Here is a 17,870-nt window from a genome sequence, read left to right as displayed (position 1 = left end):
GGAATGGAAAAGGCATAGCTACTATAAAAGAGATAATTATACATATGAAAAACACCGCTTTAACTGAAAAACATATATCGCTTGGGGCTAAGATGGTTCCTTTTGCTGGTTATAACATGCCTGTACAATATGAAGGTATTAATGCTGAACATGCTACGGTAAGAAATGCCGTGGGTGTTTTTGATGTAAGCCATATGGGCGAGTTTATCCTTAAGGGGGAAAATGCTTTAGACTTAATTCAACGCGTAACGAGCAACGATGCTGCTAAACTATATGATGGAAAAATTCAATACTCTTGTTTGCCCAATGAGGATGGTGGAATTGTAGATGATTTATTGGTTTACCGTATAGACGAGAAAACCTATATGTTGGTGGTAAATGCCTCTAATATTGAAAAGGATTGGAATTGGATACAGCAATTCAATACCAATAATGTAGAAATGCATAATATTTCCGATAAAACTTCCCTATTGGCTATTCAAGGCCCTAAAGCAGCAGATGCCTTACAAAGTTTAACAGGCATTGACCTAGCTTCTATGGAATATTATACCTTTAAGAAGGGAACGTTTGCTGGCGTAGATAACGTATTGGTTTCGGCTACCGGATATACGGGTGCAGGTGGCTTTGAAATTTATTTTGAAAACCAATATGCAGAACAGATTTGGAATGCCATTTTTGAGGCGGGAGCAGCCTACGGAATTAAACCTATAGGTTTGGGTGCGCGTGATACCCTACGTTTGGAAATGGGTTTTTGTTTATACGGAAATGATATTGATGATAGCACTTCTCCCATTGAAGCTGGTTTGGGCTGGATTACCAAATTTACCAAAGATTTTACCAACTCGGCAGCCTTGTTGGCACAGAAGGAAGCTGGTGTAGCCCGTAAATTGGTTGGTTTCGAAATGATCGACCGGGGGATTCCACGTCATGATTATGTCGTAGTGGATACCGATGGGAATAACATTGGCAGGGTAACTTCAGGAACACAATCGCCATCATTGCAAAAGGCAATTGGCATTGCTTACGTTGCCAAAGCCTTTGCTAAAGAAGGTACTGAGATATTTATCGATATCAGAAATAATAAAGTAAAAGCGAAAGTAGTTAAGTTTCCTTTTTATAAATAATAGGGTGCGTGTTAAGGGTTGTGAGGGGCTAAGCTTTATATCTCATAACCCAATCTTATAACCCATAACTCATTCCGATGCCAAAAATAGAAGTTTGCCTAACGCCTGCTTTGCTTGACTTATATGCTATTGAAAATAGTATTGTGGTCGTTATTGATGTCTTGAGAGCTACCTCATCTATTACCTATGGTATTGATAATGGGGCAGAGGCCATTATTCCAGTGATGGAGGTGGAAGATTGTTTGGCCTACGCCGACCAAGGTTATCTGCTGGCGGCAGAACGTAATGGCGAAGTGGTAACAGGATATGATTTTGGCAATTCCCCTTTTTCTTATACCAAAGATAAGGTATATGGAAAGACCATTGTGCTGACGACAACCAATGGTACAAAGGCCATGCATTTGGCACAGGAGCGGGCACATCAGGTTATTATTGGTTCTTTTCTTAATCTTGCTGCCATTTGCGATTACCTAAAAAGCCAAAATAGAAATGTGCTCTTGCTCTGTGCAGGCTGGAAAGATAATTTTAATTTAGAAGATACCTTATTTGCCGGGGCAGTGGTACATCATTTGCAAGGTGATTTTAAACTTGCAGATGATTCCTGTGTAGCTGCGGTAGATATGTATCGGTTGGCTAAAGATGACCTTAGGCAGTATTTGAGAAAATCTTCTCACAGCCATCGTCTGATCAAGCTAAATATTGAAGAAGATGTTCAATTCTGCCTTAAATTGGACCTGTGTAAAACTATTCCGGTTTTGGAAGGGGAGAGGCTGGTTGCTTTAAGGTAAATCGTTTAACGATTATAGGCAATGATTGTACATTCAATGAGATTGCCTAATAATATACCTCCCAACAGGTAAGATATTTTGTTGGCCAAGTTGTCTCTATATTCACGTGAACTTTCCCAATGAGGTGCTAAACCATAATATTCTGCGCTGAGTACTGGCTTTTTCTTACAGTTTGATAGGCTTTATCATCATTAAATAAAGCTTTGTAAAAAATGGGTTTATTGCTAAACAACCGTATGAAGTCCTTCTCTGTTGTGCTTTGATAAGCCAAGGCTTGTGTGGCTTTTACATCATTATGGTCCCGTTTATTTATGCTTTGATATAAAAAGAGCCAACAAGCTAAACTAAACGGATAAAGATGAAAAAAAGATGGTAAATAAACCACATCCTGTTAAGCAGGCAAGGATCCAAATAATTAATTGCCATTTTTCGATTATGGTTTTAATCGGTTTAGCGGTCCTCATGCTGTTTTTTCATCAGATCCTGAAAACTTTCGTTGCTTTTAATGGTTTTCAATGCTTCCTCATATGCCAGCCAATAAATAGTTTCCGCTTTTTTAGTGTCAAAGGTATTGATGTCGCCCATTCCTTTTGGCTCAATTAAGAGGTTACAGAATTTAGATTTTCTTTCCATGTCGTGGTTGATGGACATGATACCAGCCCTCTGCATCAATTTTGTGATCCCGGTAATTTTATCTACGGGGTTTAGGTGGTTACAGGTAGAACCGATAATATAATCACAATGCCCTATTAAAGGCTCTATGGGAAAGTTGTTGAGCACGCCACCGTCTACATACATCTTGTCATGGATCATGATGGGCTTAAAAACGCCTGGGATGCAGCATGAGGCATGAATGGTTTTGGTTAGGGGTCCTTTTTTAAAATAGGCTACGGTACCTTCGCTAAAATTAGTGGCACAAATAGTCAATGGCATAGCCAGTTGCTCAATACGATCGGGAAGGTGGCTGCTAAAAATATCGGCAGTTCTTTCGATGTTAATTAAGCCCAGTGAACCTAATGCAGGCCTTAAAAACTTGATGAGTTTTGTTCTCATAAAGATGTTGAAAGCTTCTTCAGGGTCAACGCCAGCAGCATAGAAGGCGCCAGCAATGGAGCCCGCACTGGTACCGGTAATGTGGCTAAACTCGATCCCTGTTTTTTTTAAGGCTTTTAATACGCCCAAATGAGCTATTCCTCTTACTCCGCCTCCGCTTAGAACAATGCCAACCTTCATGATTTTTAATTAATGATTGAATTTTGTTGAATAATTGGATACCTGAAATAGTAGACTACGTGATCCTTTAACTTCAGACACCCGACCGCTGATTTTTTAATTTTAACTGATTTAGTCTGCTTTAGGTTTGTATTTTGATTTCGACAGGATTTTTTGCGCATCCATATCAGCCATCAATTGCTGTAAGGTAACTTCAGGATTTTCCTTCATATATTTTCTTACAATCTGCCAACCTGTCCAAATCCCCAATTTTGGCGCAGAAGTGTTTTTTTCTCCCAGTCCGGGGGTAAATGGGCCATCGCTAAGGTAGACCTGTATTTTGGCGTAATCCGTTTCATAAATGAGGTTGCTTTCCAGATAAAACCCCCAAATGTCGCTTTCATAGGTTTTGCACCATTGCAGTTGTTTTTGTGTATAGCCAATTTTCACACTATCTGGCATGTTTTCGGGCAATACCTGATCCATAAAATATAAAATCTTGCCGTTGTAGATCATTTTTGCTAGAAAAGTACGGTCTTCGTCCTTATCCTTAAATAAGTTCTCTCTTACATAATATTCGGTAGCCCTAGGTAAAATATAAGTAGGGGTAAATCTTTTAGAAACATATAATGGTATGCTGTGCACTAAAGCGCCATAGAATTTGCTGTCTTTTCCTAAGAACATATCTAGTCCAATGCCCAGATAGTTGTCGCCAATAGGGGTTTGGTAGGCAAAGCCGGAAAGAAATCCAATAAAGCGAGGAATTGGTGCTTTGGGGTAATAATACTTAATGTATTTAAAGGTCTGGGTCAATGCAGCTTCTGTGGGCTTAAGGTTGGGGAAAACACTATCCACCTCATGGTTTAAGTCGCTATAGGCTTTATCTGCATATAGCCCTTCCAATACCTGCCTGCTGGTATAACTATCGTTACCCACCATTTTGAAAATGAAATCTTCATAAAAGGCACCGTACTTTTTGTGCAACAGGCTATCGGTCAACTCCACATTTTTGTTCTTGCCATTATATAAGTCATGATCAAAACGTTCAATTTTAAGGTCGAGATTTATATGACTTACGTCTGGTTTGTCGTTATGTGTACATGAAAAAAAAGCAAGGGTACACAGAAAAAATAGATAACTTTGGCGAAAGTTCAATTTGTACATCATTAGAAACAAATATATAAACAACTAGGATGGAAACCATCATGATTTGCAAAATCACAAAGCGGGATGAACAAATCTTGATACTTGCCTACACCAGGTTGGATTTTACCTCCATTTAAAATAATTATTCACACATGAGAAAAATAGTATTCGCATTCCTATTCGTATTATCAAGTTTTAATCTATATGCCCAAAAGGATTTTAAATTTAGGTTGGGGCTAACTGCCCATCCGAATTTTGGCTTTTTAAAAGTCGAAAATGGCAAGGATAATGGCCTAAGCCTAGGGTTTACCTATGGTTTGATCGGCGATTTTGAGTTTGCCGAAAACTACTGTTTTGCCACTGGTTTGACCGTAACAACTATTAATGGGAAGGGAACGGTACTAAATTTACAACCTTATCATGGTGTTTCTGCAGCCAATACCGAATATAATGTAAAGTACAAGATGCAGTATATAGAGGTGCCTTTATCTATTAAACTTAAGACGGAAGAAAATAACGGTACTAAATGGTTTGGCCAATTTGGCTTGACTAATGATTTTGCCATTCGGGCGAAGCAAGATGTTTCTACTGGAAAAACCATTTTGGCCGATGATGCCAAAGCAGATAAGCAGACCAGATTCTACAGGGCAGGGATGATCATTGGAGGTGGTGCAGAGTACCGTCTGAATGGCAAGACCAGCCTGGTTGGCGGTTTGACCTATAATAATGGCCTCACCAATATTGCCAAAGGAGGAAACACTATACGTAACCACTATGTAGCACTTAATATAGGTGTATTCTTTTAAAATAAGTTATCGTTCATGAAGATTGCACTTGCCCAACTGAACTACCATATTGGTAATTTTGAAAATAATACCAAAGAAATCATCAAGCATATTGAATTGGCCAAAACAAAAGGGGCAGATCTGGTCGTTTTTGCCGAACTGGCTATTTGTGGCTATCCACCACGTGATTTTTTAGAGTTTGAAGATTTTATATCACTTTGTGAAAAAGCGGCGCAAGAGATTGCAAGTCATTGTAAAGACATTGCCTGTATTGTTGGTCTGCCTATAAAAAACCCTGTTTTAGAAGGTAAAGATCTATTTAATGCAGCTTATTTTATAGCCGAGGGCAGTGTTAAAAATATAGTAAAAAAAGCGTTGTTGCCTACTTATGATGTTTTTGACGAATACCGTTATTTTGAGCCCAATACGCAATTTGACTGTGTAGTGTTTAAGGGCAAAAAGATTGCCCTGACCATTTGTGAAGATCTTTGGAACATTAACGATAATCCATTGTATGTTTCCTGTCCAATGGATGAGCTGATTAAGCAACAGCCCGACCTGATGATCAATATAGCGGCATCGCCATTTGATTACCGACACGATGAAGATCGCATCAAAGTGCTTGCAGATAATGCAAAGAAATACCAATTGCCACTTTTTTATGTCAATCAGGTAGGAGCACAAACCGAAATTATTTTTGATGGGGGATCGTTGGTTTTTGATGAAACGGGCACCTTGAAAGCAGAGATGAAATACTTTGAGCAGGATTTGCAGGTATTCGATTTGGAAGAAGTACAGCAGGTCAAAAATAAATATCCTACAGCCGAGCGTGCCAGCGATATTGAACAAATACACGATGCATTGATCTTGGGCATTAAGGATTACTTTGCAAAGTCTGGTTTTAAAAAAGCAGTACTGGGCCTTTCGGGCGGAATAGATTCTGCCGTAGTGTGCGCCTTGGCCTGTAAGGCTTTGGGTGCTGAAAATGTAATGGCGGTGCTCATGCCATCTAAGTATTCAACGGATCATTCAGTGCAAGATGCATTAGATTTGGTAAATAATATTGGCTGTAAGCACGAAATTATCCCTATCGCAGCAGCGGCCGATGCTTTCGATAGCATGTTGGCAAAACCTTTCGATGGCTTGCCTTTTAATTTAGCAGAAGAAAACATTCAGGCTCGTTGTCGTGGTGTTGTGGTGATGGCGATGTCAAACAAGTTTGGTTACATTCTGCTCAATACATCGAACAAAAGTGAGTGTGCGGTTGGTTACGGAACTTTGTATGGAGATATGTGCGGTGCCATCAGTGTGATTGGCGATGTGTACAAAACACAGGTATTTAAGTTGGCCAGGTTTCTTAACCAAAATGGCGAAATCATTCCTGAAAATACGATCATTAAGCCACCTTCGGCAGAATTGAGGCCTGATCAGAAGGATTCTGATTCCTTGCCGGAATATGATGAACTGGACCAAATTTTATATCAGCATATCGAACTTAAAAAAGGTTCAAAAGAGATTATTTCCCTTGGTTTCGACGAAGCTTTAGTAAAAAGAATTCTACGCATGGTAAATTTGGCAGAGTTTAAACGGTATCAAACGCCGCCTATTTTGAGGGTGTCGCCAAAAGCCTTTGGAATGGGCCGTCGTATGCCAATTGTGGGCAAGTATATGGATTAAGGTGATCTTATGCATGATAATCTCTTTTAAAATATTGTGAAACCATAACTGATTATTAGGAAAAGTTTTACTTGATCATCAAATGCCTTAGCGGCCATGCCGCTACCGTTTGAATTTATAGCCCGTTTATTTTTATTAAGGCCAATAATAGCTTAAACTTAATTAAAAACAGATTGTTATATGGTATATGTAAATCATATAATTATGAGAAATTTGATCTTTTTTTTGGGCATGGTAGTTGGTTTGACTTCATGCTCAACTTACGACTATTATGCCGTAAGCAACAAACCAATTAATGCTAGTCGTTACCAAACTTATGCTTGGTTACCAGAATCGCAATCTAAGACAACTTCTGTCTATAATAATGATATTGCTACGGATAAGATTGTTGAGGCGGCTGGGGCAGAGCTGGATAAACGAGGATTGAAACTAAATAACAATAACCCGGACCTATTGGTTAAATATACTGTAACGGTAGATAAAGAAATCAAGACTTATGAAGAACCCGTATACTATAACCCACCAGCAAGGCTGTTGCCAAGGGTAAGCTATTACCGTGGCAGGGCCATCTACTATTATTCTTATGCTGATCCTTTCCCTGTTTATGTAGGTAGCAGGGCCAGAAAAATGCAGGTGAAGGAAGGGAGTATCATGATCGATATCATAGAGCGTAAAAGTTCCAAGCTGATATGGAGAGGTTGGGCAGAGGGAGAGGTTAATGATGCCCAAAAAGCAATTAACGACATTCCAATGGTGGTGGCCAATATCTTTAAAAAACTACCTTAATTACTGGCCTGAAGGAACAATTGCTTTTTTGCTAAGTGAATAGATCAATAAAAGGGAAATGCCAATCATGATCGAGACATCTGCAAGATTGAAAATACCCGTCCTGAAAAGAACGAAATCCATGTGTAGAAAATCAGTGACAGAGCCGTATATGATGCGATCGTAGATGTTGCCTATGCCACCGCCAATGAGAAAGCAAATGCCAACTTGCATGAGTCTTGGAAGGTTTCTGTTAGTGTAGAGAAACCAAATGCCATATAATAGCACGGCAATGGGTAAAATGGTTAATAAACTGATTCTTAAAAATTCGGGCAAGTTGCTGCCTGCGCTTAAAAAAGCTCCGGTGTTTTCTACCTTGGTTAAGATAAACCTGTCCTTGATAATGGTAATCTGCTCGTAAGAGTCGAGACTTTTGCGGGCAATTACCTTAGATACTTGATCGCAGCCTAAGTTGATCGCTACGATCAACATGAGCAATATAAATTTAATGGAGTGATTTTTTTTTCTGATCATAGCGTCAAATACTTATTTTTTTATCCATTTTTTGAAAAGTATAAACAAGGCCAACAGGGAAGCAAGCAAAACGGCCACCTTGGCTATAACATCTCCATTTTTTACATAAAATGTAAGATGATCGTTTAGGTTTATATCTGCTTTTAAGGCAGTTCTGGCCCACCATTTTGATTGTTTGACCACATCACCTCTTTGGTTGATGAAGCCGGAAATGCCTGTGTTTGCAGCGCGTACTACGTAGCGTCTGGTTTCTATAGATCGTAATTTGGCATAAAGCAGGTGTTGATCTTTTCCTGAAGTGTTGCCCCACCAACCATCATTGGTAATAACGGCAATAAACTGTGCTCCGTTCTTGACCGATCCGGCCACCCAATCGCCCCAGATGGATTCATAACAAATGACAGGCGCTACCCCAATACCGCTATAGGCATAAAAAACACCTGGTTGGTCTTGCCAGCCCCAGCCAGAGACGCTGCCCCCTAATTTATCGAAAACTGGCGCGAGAAATGAAAACAGGGTAGGGAATGGTAACTTTTCTACACCGGGAACTAGTTTGGATTTATGATAGAAAGCCACATTTGCCGAGTTCTCGACCTGCATGGCGGCATTATAATTGTCATAGAAGCCTCCATTTGGATTCACTTTGGCCGATAGGGTCTTTTTATCCTGATAAAACTTTACACTTTCTATGCCGGTGATCAGGGTGCCATTTTTGTATTTGCTAAGAAAGTGCTGTGCAGCTAGATAATCCGCATTGCTGCGAATCCGGTCTTCATCTGCATAGTTGGGAATAGCTGTTTCGGGCCAAATAAAATATTCGGTATTGACCTGGCCAATCGAGTCGGAAAGATGGCTGAGAATATTCAATTGCTCATTGGCAGAAATTGATCCGTATTTTTCGTAGGGATCGATATTGGGCTGTACGGTGACCACATTCACGGGGACATTTTTCTCCGTGTAAGTAGTATAGCGATAGATGGAAAATCCCAAAGGGAGCACAATAAGTAGGACCCAAGCACCAACTAAACGGTATTGTTTATGATAGCGAATGCGCTGATAGGCCTCAAAGGCTATGATATTACTCAGTAAAATCCATAAGGAGCCACCATATACGCCAGTATATTCATACCATTGTACAATTTGGTGCATGCCAGAAAAACCATTGCCCAAGGTCATCCATGGAAAAGCAAGGTCCCAACTCTGGTGCAGGTATTCCATGCTGATGTAAAAAGCAATCAATCCGGCATAGGCAATGGTTTTAGAAACGTACTTACCTAAACGATAATATAACCAGAAGGCAAAAGTCATTAATAAAGCACCTAGTCCGTAAGGGATGAGAGAGACCAGCAAAGAAACGATCGTGCCTACAAAGCCTGTGTTTACGGCGTTAATAGAATTAAATACCCAATAGATGCAGGCCGTGTTCCATACCAAAAAGGTTAGGCCTGCTGTAAGAAATACCTTTTTGCCAGTTTTTTTATCTGGTGTAGCCATGATTTGCCTTAATGCTATGAATAATGGCACTAATCCTATAAAAAGTAAGGGGGCAAGCCAGTTGTGTGGTGGCCAGGCCAACCACATGATGAAGGCACTAATAAGTGCTAGTAGGGTATTTTTTTTTGTCATTTTTAGCTTTTCGTCATTGCGAGGCACTACCGCGAAGCAATTACCAAGTAAAACCACTCTTAAAGCGGGTAGCTTTACATTAGTCGTAGGATTGCTTCGTACCTGGCAATGACGATTGGAGGTTACATACTATCTAAAATTGCAGCTTTCTTGTGCTCGTATTCCTCGCGGGTAATTAACTGCTTGTCGTACAAAGTTTTTAACTTGATCAGTTTTTGTTCAATTTCGTCTTGTGCGTTACTTTCAATTGCTATAGTTTCCGGAATAACAATGGCTTCCTCAATTGGTAAATCAATTACCGGCGTAGCGGCAGGAATGTTGAAACTAGATGCCGAAGCCCTATTTTCTTCTAACTTCTGCTGTCTGAGCATTTCTTTGTATTGTTCTAATTGCTCATTGGCAGCTTGATGCAGCTTTCTTACCTGCACTTTAGGAATAAAATCGGTAACGATGTTTTCGCCCGATTGTGGCACACAAATAAATTTAGACCCTAAAAGTCCTTCCTTAAAAGATACTTCTTTGATATTTTTCCATGAAATATCCTTAAAATTCATGGTTAGGCCCAAATTGCCGGGCTCACAGTAAAAAATACGCTTATTGCTAATGGCAATGCTGTCAGGTAAGAGGTTTACCGCAGGTTTTTTCTGCACTGCTAAGTACAAAATTTCTTCACCACTAGTTAGCAGATCATTTAGTTTTCCTGCTACTTTTTCTACAGCCTTCGGATCTTGCTCGTCGGCTAAAAATCTATCTATGTTAATCATTATCTTCTTTTGTTGAATACTTGTCCTTGTTTTTTGTTTCTTTATCTTTTTTCTCCATTGCTCCGCCGACACAAATTACGAATTCTCCTTTTAAAATATTGTTTTCGAAATGTGATTTTACTTCTATAATTGTGCCGCGTACAGTTTCCTCGTAAATTTTGGTAAGTTCCCTACTGATGGAAATTTGTCTGTCCTCACCAAAAAAGTCGACAAACTCGGACAGTGTTTTGAGTAATCGATGTGGGCTTTCATAAAAAATCATGGTGCGTTCTTCCATCGACAATAGTTTTAAACGAGTTTGCCTTCCTTTTTTAACGGGTAAAAAACCTTCAAAAACAAATTGATCACTAGGTAGCCCAGAATTGACCAGGGCAGGTACAAATGCCGTAGCACCAGGTAAACAGTTTACATCAATGCCGTTTTTTAAAGCTTCCCTCACTAGAAAAAAACCTGGATCCGAAATGGCGGGAGTACCTGCATCAGAAATGAGGGCAATTTGTTGCCCTTCCTTTAAAAATCTAATGATCTCGGCGGTGGCTTTGTGTTCGTTATGTTGATGGTGCGCAAAAACCTTTTTGTCAATGCCAAAATGCTTAAGCATAGGCGCGCTTGTGCGTGTATCTTCTGCCAAGATCAGGTCAACTTCCTTCAAAACCCTTATGGCCCTGAAAGTCATGTCTTCTAAATTGCCAATCGGCGTAGGTACGAGATATAATTTTCCTTCCATGTAGCAGGTTATGGGTTACGGGCTATGGTTTGAGATTGCTTCATAAAAACATATAACTCATAACTAATAACACGTAACTCTTATTATCTTTGTGAAAAATTAAAATAATGCTGCAAGTTAACTATATCCGCGAAAATAGAGAGAAAGTTTTAGAGCGATTGAGCGTTCGTAATTTTAAATCGTTAGAATTGGTAGATCAGATCATCTCCATAGATGAGGAACGTCGCCAAACTCAAACTTCGTTGGATAGCCTTTCGGCAGAGGCCAATGCTGCGGCCAAGCAAATTGGCGAATTGATGAGGGCCGGAAAAAAGGAAGAAGCAGAGCAAATCAAGACCAATACGGCATCACATAAAGAAAATATAAAAAACCTGACCGAGAAGTTAACTGCCCTGGAGCAAAATCAATTTAACTTATTGGTTCAATTGCCAAATTTACCTTATGAATTGGTGAAACCGGGAACTACACCTGAAGAAAATGAGGTGGTGCTTGTACATGGTACACCTGCAAGCTTACCGGTTGATGCCAAACCCCATTGGGAATTGGCCGCAAAATATGATATTATCGACTTTGAGTTAGGGGTGAAGATTACGGGAGCAGGTTTTCCGGTCTATAAAGGAAAAGGTGCAAGATTACAACGGGCACTGATTAACTTTTTCTTAGATGAGGCAATTGCCGCAGGCTATAAAGAAGTACAGGTACCCCACTTGGTCAATGCGGCTTCTGGTTTTGGAACCGGACAATTGCCCGATAAGGAAGGGCAGATGTACCATTCTACCATTGACGATCTGTATCTCATCCCCACGGCAGAAGTTCCTGTAACTAATCTTTACAGAGATGTTATTCTTAAAGAAGAGGATTTGCCAATCAAAAATACCGCTTACACGCCATGCTTTCGCAGAGAAGCCGGTTCTTATGGTTCTCACGTTCGTGGACTAAACCGTTTGCACCAATTTGATAAGGTAGAGCTTGTGCAGGTTACACATCCCGACAAGTCTTACGAAACTTTGGAAGATATGAGCGAGTATGTGCAGTCTTTATTACAAAAGCTTGGCTTGCATTATCGTGTTTTACGTTTGTGTGGTGGAGATATGGGCTTTGGTTCGGCAATGACGTATGACATGGAAACTTGGAGTGCCTCACAGGAACGCTGGTTGGAAGTATCTTCTGTTTCTAATGTGGAAACTTTCCAAAGTAACCGATCTAAAATTCGTTTTAAAGGTGCAGCAGGTAAAACCCAATTGGTGCATACTTTAAATGGAAGTGCTTTGGCTTTGCCACGTATCGTAGCTTCCCTACTGGAAAACTATCAGACTAAAAATGGTATTCGTATACCAGAAGTGCTGGTCAAATATACTGGATTCGACATCATAGATTAATCTACCTTAAGGTAGAGAATAATTTCTATCACCAATAGGTCTTTTAATGAAATTAGCCCCATCATTTTTTTGAGGGGCTTAATTTTGTAATCTTTAAGGGAAAGCTGATGGGTGGTATTACACCTGTATATGTCTTTTGACTTGTTATAGCTAAAGTTTAGTGTATCCAAACGTTTTTCTCCTGCAATACTTAGACTCATGATGGCAAGGAGATTTTCATTATCTTCCGATATGGGTTTTATTTGATGTAATTCTATAGAGATATAAGGGTATGTTTTATAATTCATCATGTGCTGGTAATCTCTGTCCATTAGGCGATTGCCAGAATGAAATGCGGCAACATCCATAGTGATTACCGCATTTTTAAGGTAAATGATGTTTTTATGCTGTTCTATTTTAATGGTACTTGATAAAGGCTTTATTACTTGATCATAAGTGAATATGAATTTATTGACGTTCGAATTCCCCTTAATTAAAATGCTACTTTCTGGGATGATGGTGAGTTTATGGCTTTGTGCTGCACAAATAGCCGTTTGTATGAGAAATGCTAAAGATAATAGGATAGAAGAGGGATAACGCATCATGATTTATGGTATTAAAAGCCGCTTCTACAGTAGAGCAAAAGCGGCTAAGATTGTGGATTAGAAACCAACGCTGGCTTCTAGCATTACACCATGGAATTTTCCTCCGGATAGCAGGTTGTTGCTTGGGTAGTCTTTGTATTTTTGATTTACATATTCCCCTTTAAGTACCATGTTTTTGGTAATAAACCAACCTGCGCTTGCTTGGATACGTTCGGCTTTTACAGTTTGTGTAGCACTGCCAAATAACAGATCAGCTTTTACGGTATTGTAGCGTAATCCGACAAATAGGTCTTCATTTTTGGTAAAACGATAAATTCCTTCAATGGCAAGCTGATTTACATCTCTTTTGGTGGCCTCTGTAATGGCCCTGCCTTTGGCAAACTCGAGCGTGCCAAATAATTCAAGTCCCTGATATTTGAGAAAAGGGTTGATCATAAATGCGGTAACCTGTCTGCTAAACCCTGGACGTATATTGCCAGACCAAGCATTGGTAATTGAGGTTACCCCACTGGCAAGAGGTTCTAAGACCATGTAATATCTGGAGCCTCCTCTATCTCCTGTGTATAAGGTATTACTGGCAGCACCATTATTATGGTATACCGATCCGGTTAAGCGTACACGTAAATCGGTGTTTAATTGTTTGTCGTAGCCTAATTTTCCAATAAATGAAGGGTTTCTGGTTGGATTGTCTGAAATTTCCCCTTTAATTTCTCCATTGTGGATTGCAGCTACCGCTAAAAAACCATCTTTCTGGAAATCGATTTCGGCACCGATCTCGGTGGTAAAGCCATCTAAGATGTAGTTACCTATAAATGGATTATATAAAGCATGACCATTATCGGTTCTGCGGAAGTGGGCATCTCCATAGTTATCCTCATAATGACCGATTTTTACGGTCACATACTTGAATACCTCATTTAATAGATCTGAATTGACGGGAGAGGCATCTATTTGCACAAATCCGCCTTTAACCCAAGTTTCCTGATGGTGCCTTGCAGATAGGTAGGAGATCAGGTTTAAGCGAATTCCCCTGGCTAATTGTGCATCGATATTCAAATTGGCGGTAGCAAGGTTGAAGCCACTTCGCAAATTATATAACGGCGTAGTTGATGTAGAGTTGTTGGTGTGCTTTAAAGCTTGGAATTGTTGTGTAAAGCCAGCGCCAATTCTCACTTTTACTTCATCAAAGGGTACAACCGTATCGCTTTTTGGCGTTTCGAATACATTAATGCCAGATTTGTCATAGCCTCTCATATTGGCAATTTTACTTTGTTGCGCAAAGACAGTTCCGGCTACTGTAACAAAAACGGCAGCGAGTAAATACTTTTTCATAATATTTATTATTAAATAGTGGGATTTATTAATCATTTTTAAAGCTTGCATTGAATACGATGGTAACCTCATCACCCGTCTTTATAGTCCCTAATAGGGCTCTGGGAGGAGTTACACCAAAAGTGGTCATCTTAAAGGAAATAGAGCCTTTAAAGGTAATGCCAGTATTGGTGAGTATTGCGTTGACGGGGAAACTGATGGCTTGTTGGTTCCCTGCAATGGAGAGGTTGCCTTTTGCCGTGAAATCTGATTTTCCGGCAGTTGATTTCACCGATAGGAGCTCGGTAAGCACAAAGTTTATTTTAGGGAATTTTTCGGCATTTAGGGCTTTGTACATATTCTTGTCCATACCTGCCTCGTAATATTCACCATTTTCTTTAATGCTCTTCATTGATTTTACTACCAATTGTAGATTTAGGCTAGCGATATCTTTAAGAAGTAGTCCTGAAGATTGATAGGAGATATCTCCACTGATTTGTTCGGTCTTACAACGCCAATCATGTAGTGAAGAAGTGCCCTTCACCAGAATTGAACTCTCTTTTAAGACTAATTTTGCGTTTTGTGCGTGACCATTTATTGCGAAAAATGGAAGGAGGAGTAAGATCGTCCAGCATGTTTTTAAAGTCTTCATAGCATTTAAATTTTATACTATAAAGGTCTGCCTAAATGATGGGTGCCAGCGTGATGCTGCTCATTCCAAAAAATGATGGTGCTTATAAAAGCGAAGATAAGTTCATAAAAAAAGCCAGACGTAGTGCCTGGCTGTAAAATAGTTAGGTAAATTGTTGTTCCTATAAAATAAGAATCAATAATAGAATGATGATGATAATGGCTCCAACAGATAAATAAACACCACCGCCTATGGCCTTGGCTTTTTTCTTCATCTCTTTCAATTCCTTTCTTAAGGCTTTGCGCTCGTCTTTGCTAAGATTGGATTTGTCCATGGACTTAATTTCTTCTACTCTAGAAGTAATTCGGCTAAGTTCTGCACGCTGCTCTGCGGTCAGTTCTGTTTTGGGTTGATCATTTGCCGCATACGCGAAGTTAAAATTGAATGTTAGCGTTACCAGTAACATCAATGGATAGATAATTTTTTTCATGTGTTTAAAGTTGTTGTTAAAGGATATGAAGCTTTCTGGATTGATTTACGCCATCGTTTAAGATGGTGTTTCATATGATCTCGTTGCCAGCTCACTTCCTATAACAACTACATGAGGTAATTGTTCCCAGGAAAGTTAAAAACTACAGGATGAGAATCAATAACAGCAATATAATAATGATTGCACCTAGTGATAACGTTACATTTTGGCTTAAGAAGTCGGCACGTTTTTTAAGCTCCTTAACTTCCTTTTTTAAGGCTTTACGTTCGGTTTTGGTAAGAGCCGATTTGTCCATCGCCTTAATTTCTTCTACACGTTTGGTGATATGCTCTAATTCTGCTTTCTGTTCAATGGTAAGTTCTGTTTTGGAATCTTCGTTCATAACAGGGTTGGCATTAACAGTAGTAGAAAGTGTAAAAAATAAAATGAACGAGTAAAGTAATTTTTTCATGTGTACAAATTATTTCATGAGCTCGCAAGCTCGGTTTGTTTTTAATGGTGATGAAGCTATCAGATTTATTCATTCCATTATATGGCCTGAAAATCATGATGGCTTCATATGTATACTATTTATAAAATAAAAGAACCTATCAACAATACGTTGATAGGCTCACAAAATTATCAAAATAAATTATTTTATTTCAAAAACAGCGTTTACGGTGAAGCTCAATTTGATCTTTTTAAAGTCAATTTCTGGAGCAGCTTCCATTGTATCCATTGCCATGCTTTTCATGGCATAATTTCTGTAAACTGGTTGCACCATATTGTCGCCACCATCTTGAATGTCTATTACATTACCCAGCTTATCGCCCAAAGCCTCGACCATATAGGTTGCTTTTTCTTTTGCAGCCAATAAAGCTTTTATTTTAAGCTCTTTTTTCAGGCTTTCTATCTTGCTGTAATCATAACTTTCTATATTGGTGCTGGCAATTCCTTTGGCATCAATGGCATCAACAATCTGGTTAAACTTGTTCAGGTCGCTAACTTTTAGGCGATACTGTTTACTAGCTAAAAAATCAGGATTTTTCTTTTTTTCTGTGGCATAGCTCCAGCTGCTCAAGTTGTTGATGGTTAAATTTTCCTTGGCAATTCCGGCTTTCTGTATTGCAGTGTAAAGCTGGCTTTCCAATGTGGTAATATCTACTTTTTTCTTACTGTTACCATCTTTCAGGTATTCCTTTAAGGAAATACTGATGTAGATAATGTCTGGAGTGACTTCTGTTTCGGCCGTTCCATTCACGTTGATTTTCTTTCTCAAATCTACTTGTTGCGCAAAGGCATTTAAACTAAAAAGAGCTACAAGAGCTATTGCAAATAATCTTTTCATAATTTCAATTTTTTTTGTGTGTTCATAAATCAGATGTAAATATCGGGCTAAATCCATAAACAATTTTCCTGCTACAAGCTAAAATTGAGCCAAAGCTCAAATAATGAGCAAATTATTTTTTATTTTATTGTGAGGGGTAAGGATATTTTAAAAGCTTACACTGTGTGTTTTTTGAAAATGTTTTGTCTTTGGTTAAAGAATGATGAAGGTTGTTGTGGTAATAGCGGATAATAAAAATGACTTTTTTACTTACTTAACTTCTTGATCTTTTTGAGATCTATTTTCCTAAATTCCACTTCTGCACCTTCGGCTTGTAGGGCAATCTGTCCTTTGGAGGCCGTACAATTATAGCCGTCATTTGCCAAGATGCCATTAACCCAAACACGTACTTTGTCTTTAAAGCATTCTATAACCATACTATTCCATTCACCTAGGGGCTTTTCTGCCCCGTCTGTTAGGTTTTTTATGCGGCGTAGTTTTCCTGCACTTATGCCCCAATTTTCCTTGATACCTCGTCTTTCTTCCATGTTGGGTACCGCAATGTCTTCTTCAATGCACCAAAAATCGCCTGCATCCAAGTGCTGCATCTGCACCTCTAATGATTTCGGGAACATTTTATAAAGTGCCCTTGGTGTAGAGGCATGAACTAATACACCGCAATTGCCAGGTTTCCCGGAAAAGCGATATTCTACTTCTAGTCTATAGTCGGCATAAACAGAATCGGTAATCAGGTGTCCACGAGGATCGCCCATGCTGACCAATTTTCCATCTCTAACCATAAACGATGCTGCTGTGTCTGGGTTTTTATCCTTTCCGGGAACATCGGCATGCCAACCATCTAAATTTTTCCCATTAAATAAACTGATGCTTTTTTGGGCAGCAGTAGTATAACTTAAGCCAATTAAAAATAGGCAAATAAGGAGGTTTTGTTTATGGAACATACAAATTTGGTCTTTGATCAAATGTAAAGAATTAGCAGTGAATTTAAAGTTAAAGAAAG

19 protein-coding genes are annotated in these 17,870 nt (G+C 39.2%); 6 read left to right on the top strand and 13 right to left on the bottom strand.

The features are described from left to right. The first annotated feature begins 44 nt into the window (after positions 1-44). Complete coding sequence (gcvT, locus tag JHD79_RS06690; protein WP_199118441.1) at positions 45-1,124, top strand: glycine cleavage system aminomethyltransferase GcvT; 1,080 nt, start codon at positions 45-47, stop codon at positions 1,122-1,124. A 77-nt stretch (positions 1,125-1,201) separates the two neighbouring features. Continuing rightward, positions 1,202-1,912, top strand: coding sequence for a 2-phosphosulfolactate phosphatase (locus JHD79_RS06685; protein ID WP_199118440.1), 711 nt, complete (start codon positions 1,202-1,204; stop codon positions 1,910-1,912). Between the two features lie 450 nt (positions 1,913-2,362). Here JHD79_RS06685 and JHD79_RS06680 read toward each other — a convergent pair whose 3' ends face one another. Together JHD79_RS06680 and gldB are read right to left on the bottom strand one after the other, a co-directional pair. Then, complete coding sequence (locus JHD79_RS06680) at positions 2,363-3,145, bottom strand: patatin-like phospholipase family protein (RefSeq protein WP_199118439.1); 783 nt, start codon at positions 3,143-3,145, stop codon at positions 2,363-2,365. Between the two features lie 111 nt (positions 3,146-3,256). Further along, entirely contained in the window at positions 3,257-4,291 is a 1,035-nt protein-coding gene (gene gldB / locus JHD79_RS06675) for a gliding motility lipoprotein GldB (protein ID WP_199118438.1), read from the bottom strand. Positions 4,292-4,422: 131 nt separating this feature from the next. Here gldB and JHD79_RS06670 point away from each other — a divergent pair, with 131 nt between their 5' ends. The 3 genes from JHD79_RS06670 (at position 4,423) to JHD79_RS06660 (ending at position 7,518) form a co-directional block, all read left to right on the top strand. Next, on the top strand, positions 4,423-5,076 hold the full coding sequence (locus JHD79_RS06670) for a porin family protein (protein WP_199118437.1): 654 nt from the start codon (positions 4,423-4,425) through the stop codon (positions 5,074-5,076). Positions 5,077-5,091: 15 nt separating this feature from the next. Then, positions 5,092-6,732 (top strand): NAD+ synthase, encoded by a 1,641-nt coding sequence (locus JHD79_RS06665; RefSeq protein ID WP_199118436.1) that lies wholly within the window; start codon positions 5,092-5,094, stop codon positions 6,730-6,732. A gap of 204 nt (positions 6,733-6,936) precedes the next feature. Beyond that, a complete protein-coding gene (locus JHD79_RS06660) occupies positions 6,937-7,518 on the top strand; it encodes a DUF4136 domain-containing protein (RefSeq protein ID WP_199118435.1) in 582 nt (193 codons plus the stop codon). Here JHD79_RS06660 and lspA read toward each other — a convergent pair whose 3' ends face one another. The 4 genes from lspA to rsmI form a co-directional block, all read right to left on the bottom strand. Next, positions 7,519-8,031, bottom strand: a complete 513-nt coding sequence (gene lspA, locus JHD79_RS06655) for a signal peptidase II (protein ID WP_199118434.1) — start codon at positions 8,029-8,031, stop codon at positions 7,519-7,521. A gap of 12 nt (positions 8,032-8,043) precedes the next feature. Then, positions 8,044-9,657 carry an apolipoprotein N-acyltransferase gene (gene lnt, locus JHD79_RS06650; RefSeq protein ID WP_199118433.1) on the bottom strand — a complete coding sequence of 538 codons (1,614 nt, stop codon included), beginning with the start codon at positions 9,655-9,657 and terminating at the stop codon, positions 8,044-8,046. Between the two features lie 122 nt (positions 9,658-9,779). Continuing rightward, positions 9,780-10,421, bottom strand: coding sequence for a PH domain-containing protein (locus tag JHD79_RS06645; RefSeq protein WP_199118432.1), 642 nt, complete (start codon positions 10,419-10,421; stop codon positions 9,780-9,782). Next, a complete protein-coding gene (rsmI, locus tag JHD79_RS06640) occupies positions 10,414-11,148 on the bottom strand; it encodes a 16S rRNA (cytidine(1402)-2'-O)-methyltransferase (protein WP_199118431.1) in 735 nt (244 codons plus the stop codon). Before rsmI ends, JHD79_RS06645 begins: the two co-directional genes overlap by 8 nt. Before the next feature lie 107 nt (positions 11,149-11,255). Between rsmI and serS the strand changes: the two genes are divergently transcribed. Continuing rightward, positions 11,256-12,527 carry a serine--tRNA ligase gene (gene serS / locus JHD79_RS06635; RefSeq protein ID WP_199118430.1) on the top strand — a complete coding sequence of 424 codons (1,272 nt, stop codon included), beginning with the start codon at positions 11,256-11,258 and terminating at the stop codon, positions 12,525-12,527. Here the strand turns inward: serS and JHD79_RS06630 are convergent. The 7 genes from JHD79_RS06630 to JHD79_RS06600 all read right to left on the bottom strand — a co-directional run bounded on the left by JHD79_RS06630 (position 12,524) and on the right by JHD79_RS06600 (position 17,811). After that, on the bottom strand, positions 12,524-13,111 hold the full coding sequence (locus JHD79_RS06630; protein WP_199118429.1) for a hypothetical protein: 588 nt from the start codon (positions 13,109-13,111) through the stop codon (positions 12,524-12,526). The genes serS and JHD79_RS06630 overlap by 4 nt on opposite strands. Positions 13,112-13,168: 57 nt before the next feature. After that, complete coding sequence (locus JHD79_RS06625; protein WP_199118428.1) at positions 13,169-14,443, bottom strand: hypothetical protein; 1,275 nt, start codon at positions 14,441-14,443, stop codon at positions 13,169-13,171. A 28-nt stretch (positions 14,444-14,471) separates the two neighbouring features. After that, the gene (locus JHD79_RS06620; protein ID WP_199118427.1) at positions 14,472-15,074 is read right to left on the bottom strand and encodes a YceI family protein; all 603 of its coding nucleotides are present in this window, start codon (positions 15,072-15,074) and stop codon (positions 14,472-14,474) included. 160 nt (positions 15,075-15,234) lie between these two features. Continuing rightward, positions 15,235-15,543: a hypothetical protein gene (locus JHD79_RS06615; protein ID WP_199118426.1), complete on the bottom strand. Its 309-nt coding sequence runs from the start codon at positions 15,541-15,543 to the stop codon at positions 15,235-15,237. 142 nt (positions 15,544-15,685) lie between these two features. After that, positions 15,686-15,994, bottom strand: coding sequence for a hypothetical protein (locus tag JHD79_RS06610; protein WP_199118425.1), 309 nt, complete (start codon positions 15,992-15,994; stop codon positions 15,686-15,688). A gap of 180 nt (positions 15,995-16,174) precedes the next feature. Then, entirely contained in the window at positions 16,175-16,870 is a 696-nt protein-coding gene (locus tag JHD79_RS06605; protein WP_199118424.1) for an SIMPL domain-containing protein, read from the bottom strand. 245 nt (positions 16,871-17,115) lie between these two features. Next, on the bottom strand, positions 17,116-17,811 hold the full coding sequence (locus tag JHD79_RS06600; RefSeq protein ID WP_199118423.1) for a DUF1080 domain-containing protein: 696 nt from the start codon (positions 17,809-17,811) through the stop codon (positions 17,116-17,118). Between the last annotated feature and the right edge of the window lie 59 nt (positions 17,812-17,870).

The sequence above is a fragment of the Pedobacter sp. ASV28 genome (assembly GCF_016428855.1).
GTDB lineage: Bacteria > Bacteroidota > Bacteroidia > Sphingobacteriales > Sphingobacteriaceae > Pedobacter.
The sequence above is the reverse complement of the archived record's forward strand: the minus strand, read 5'-3'. Positions and strand labels throughout refer to the sequence as shown.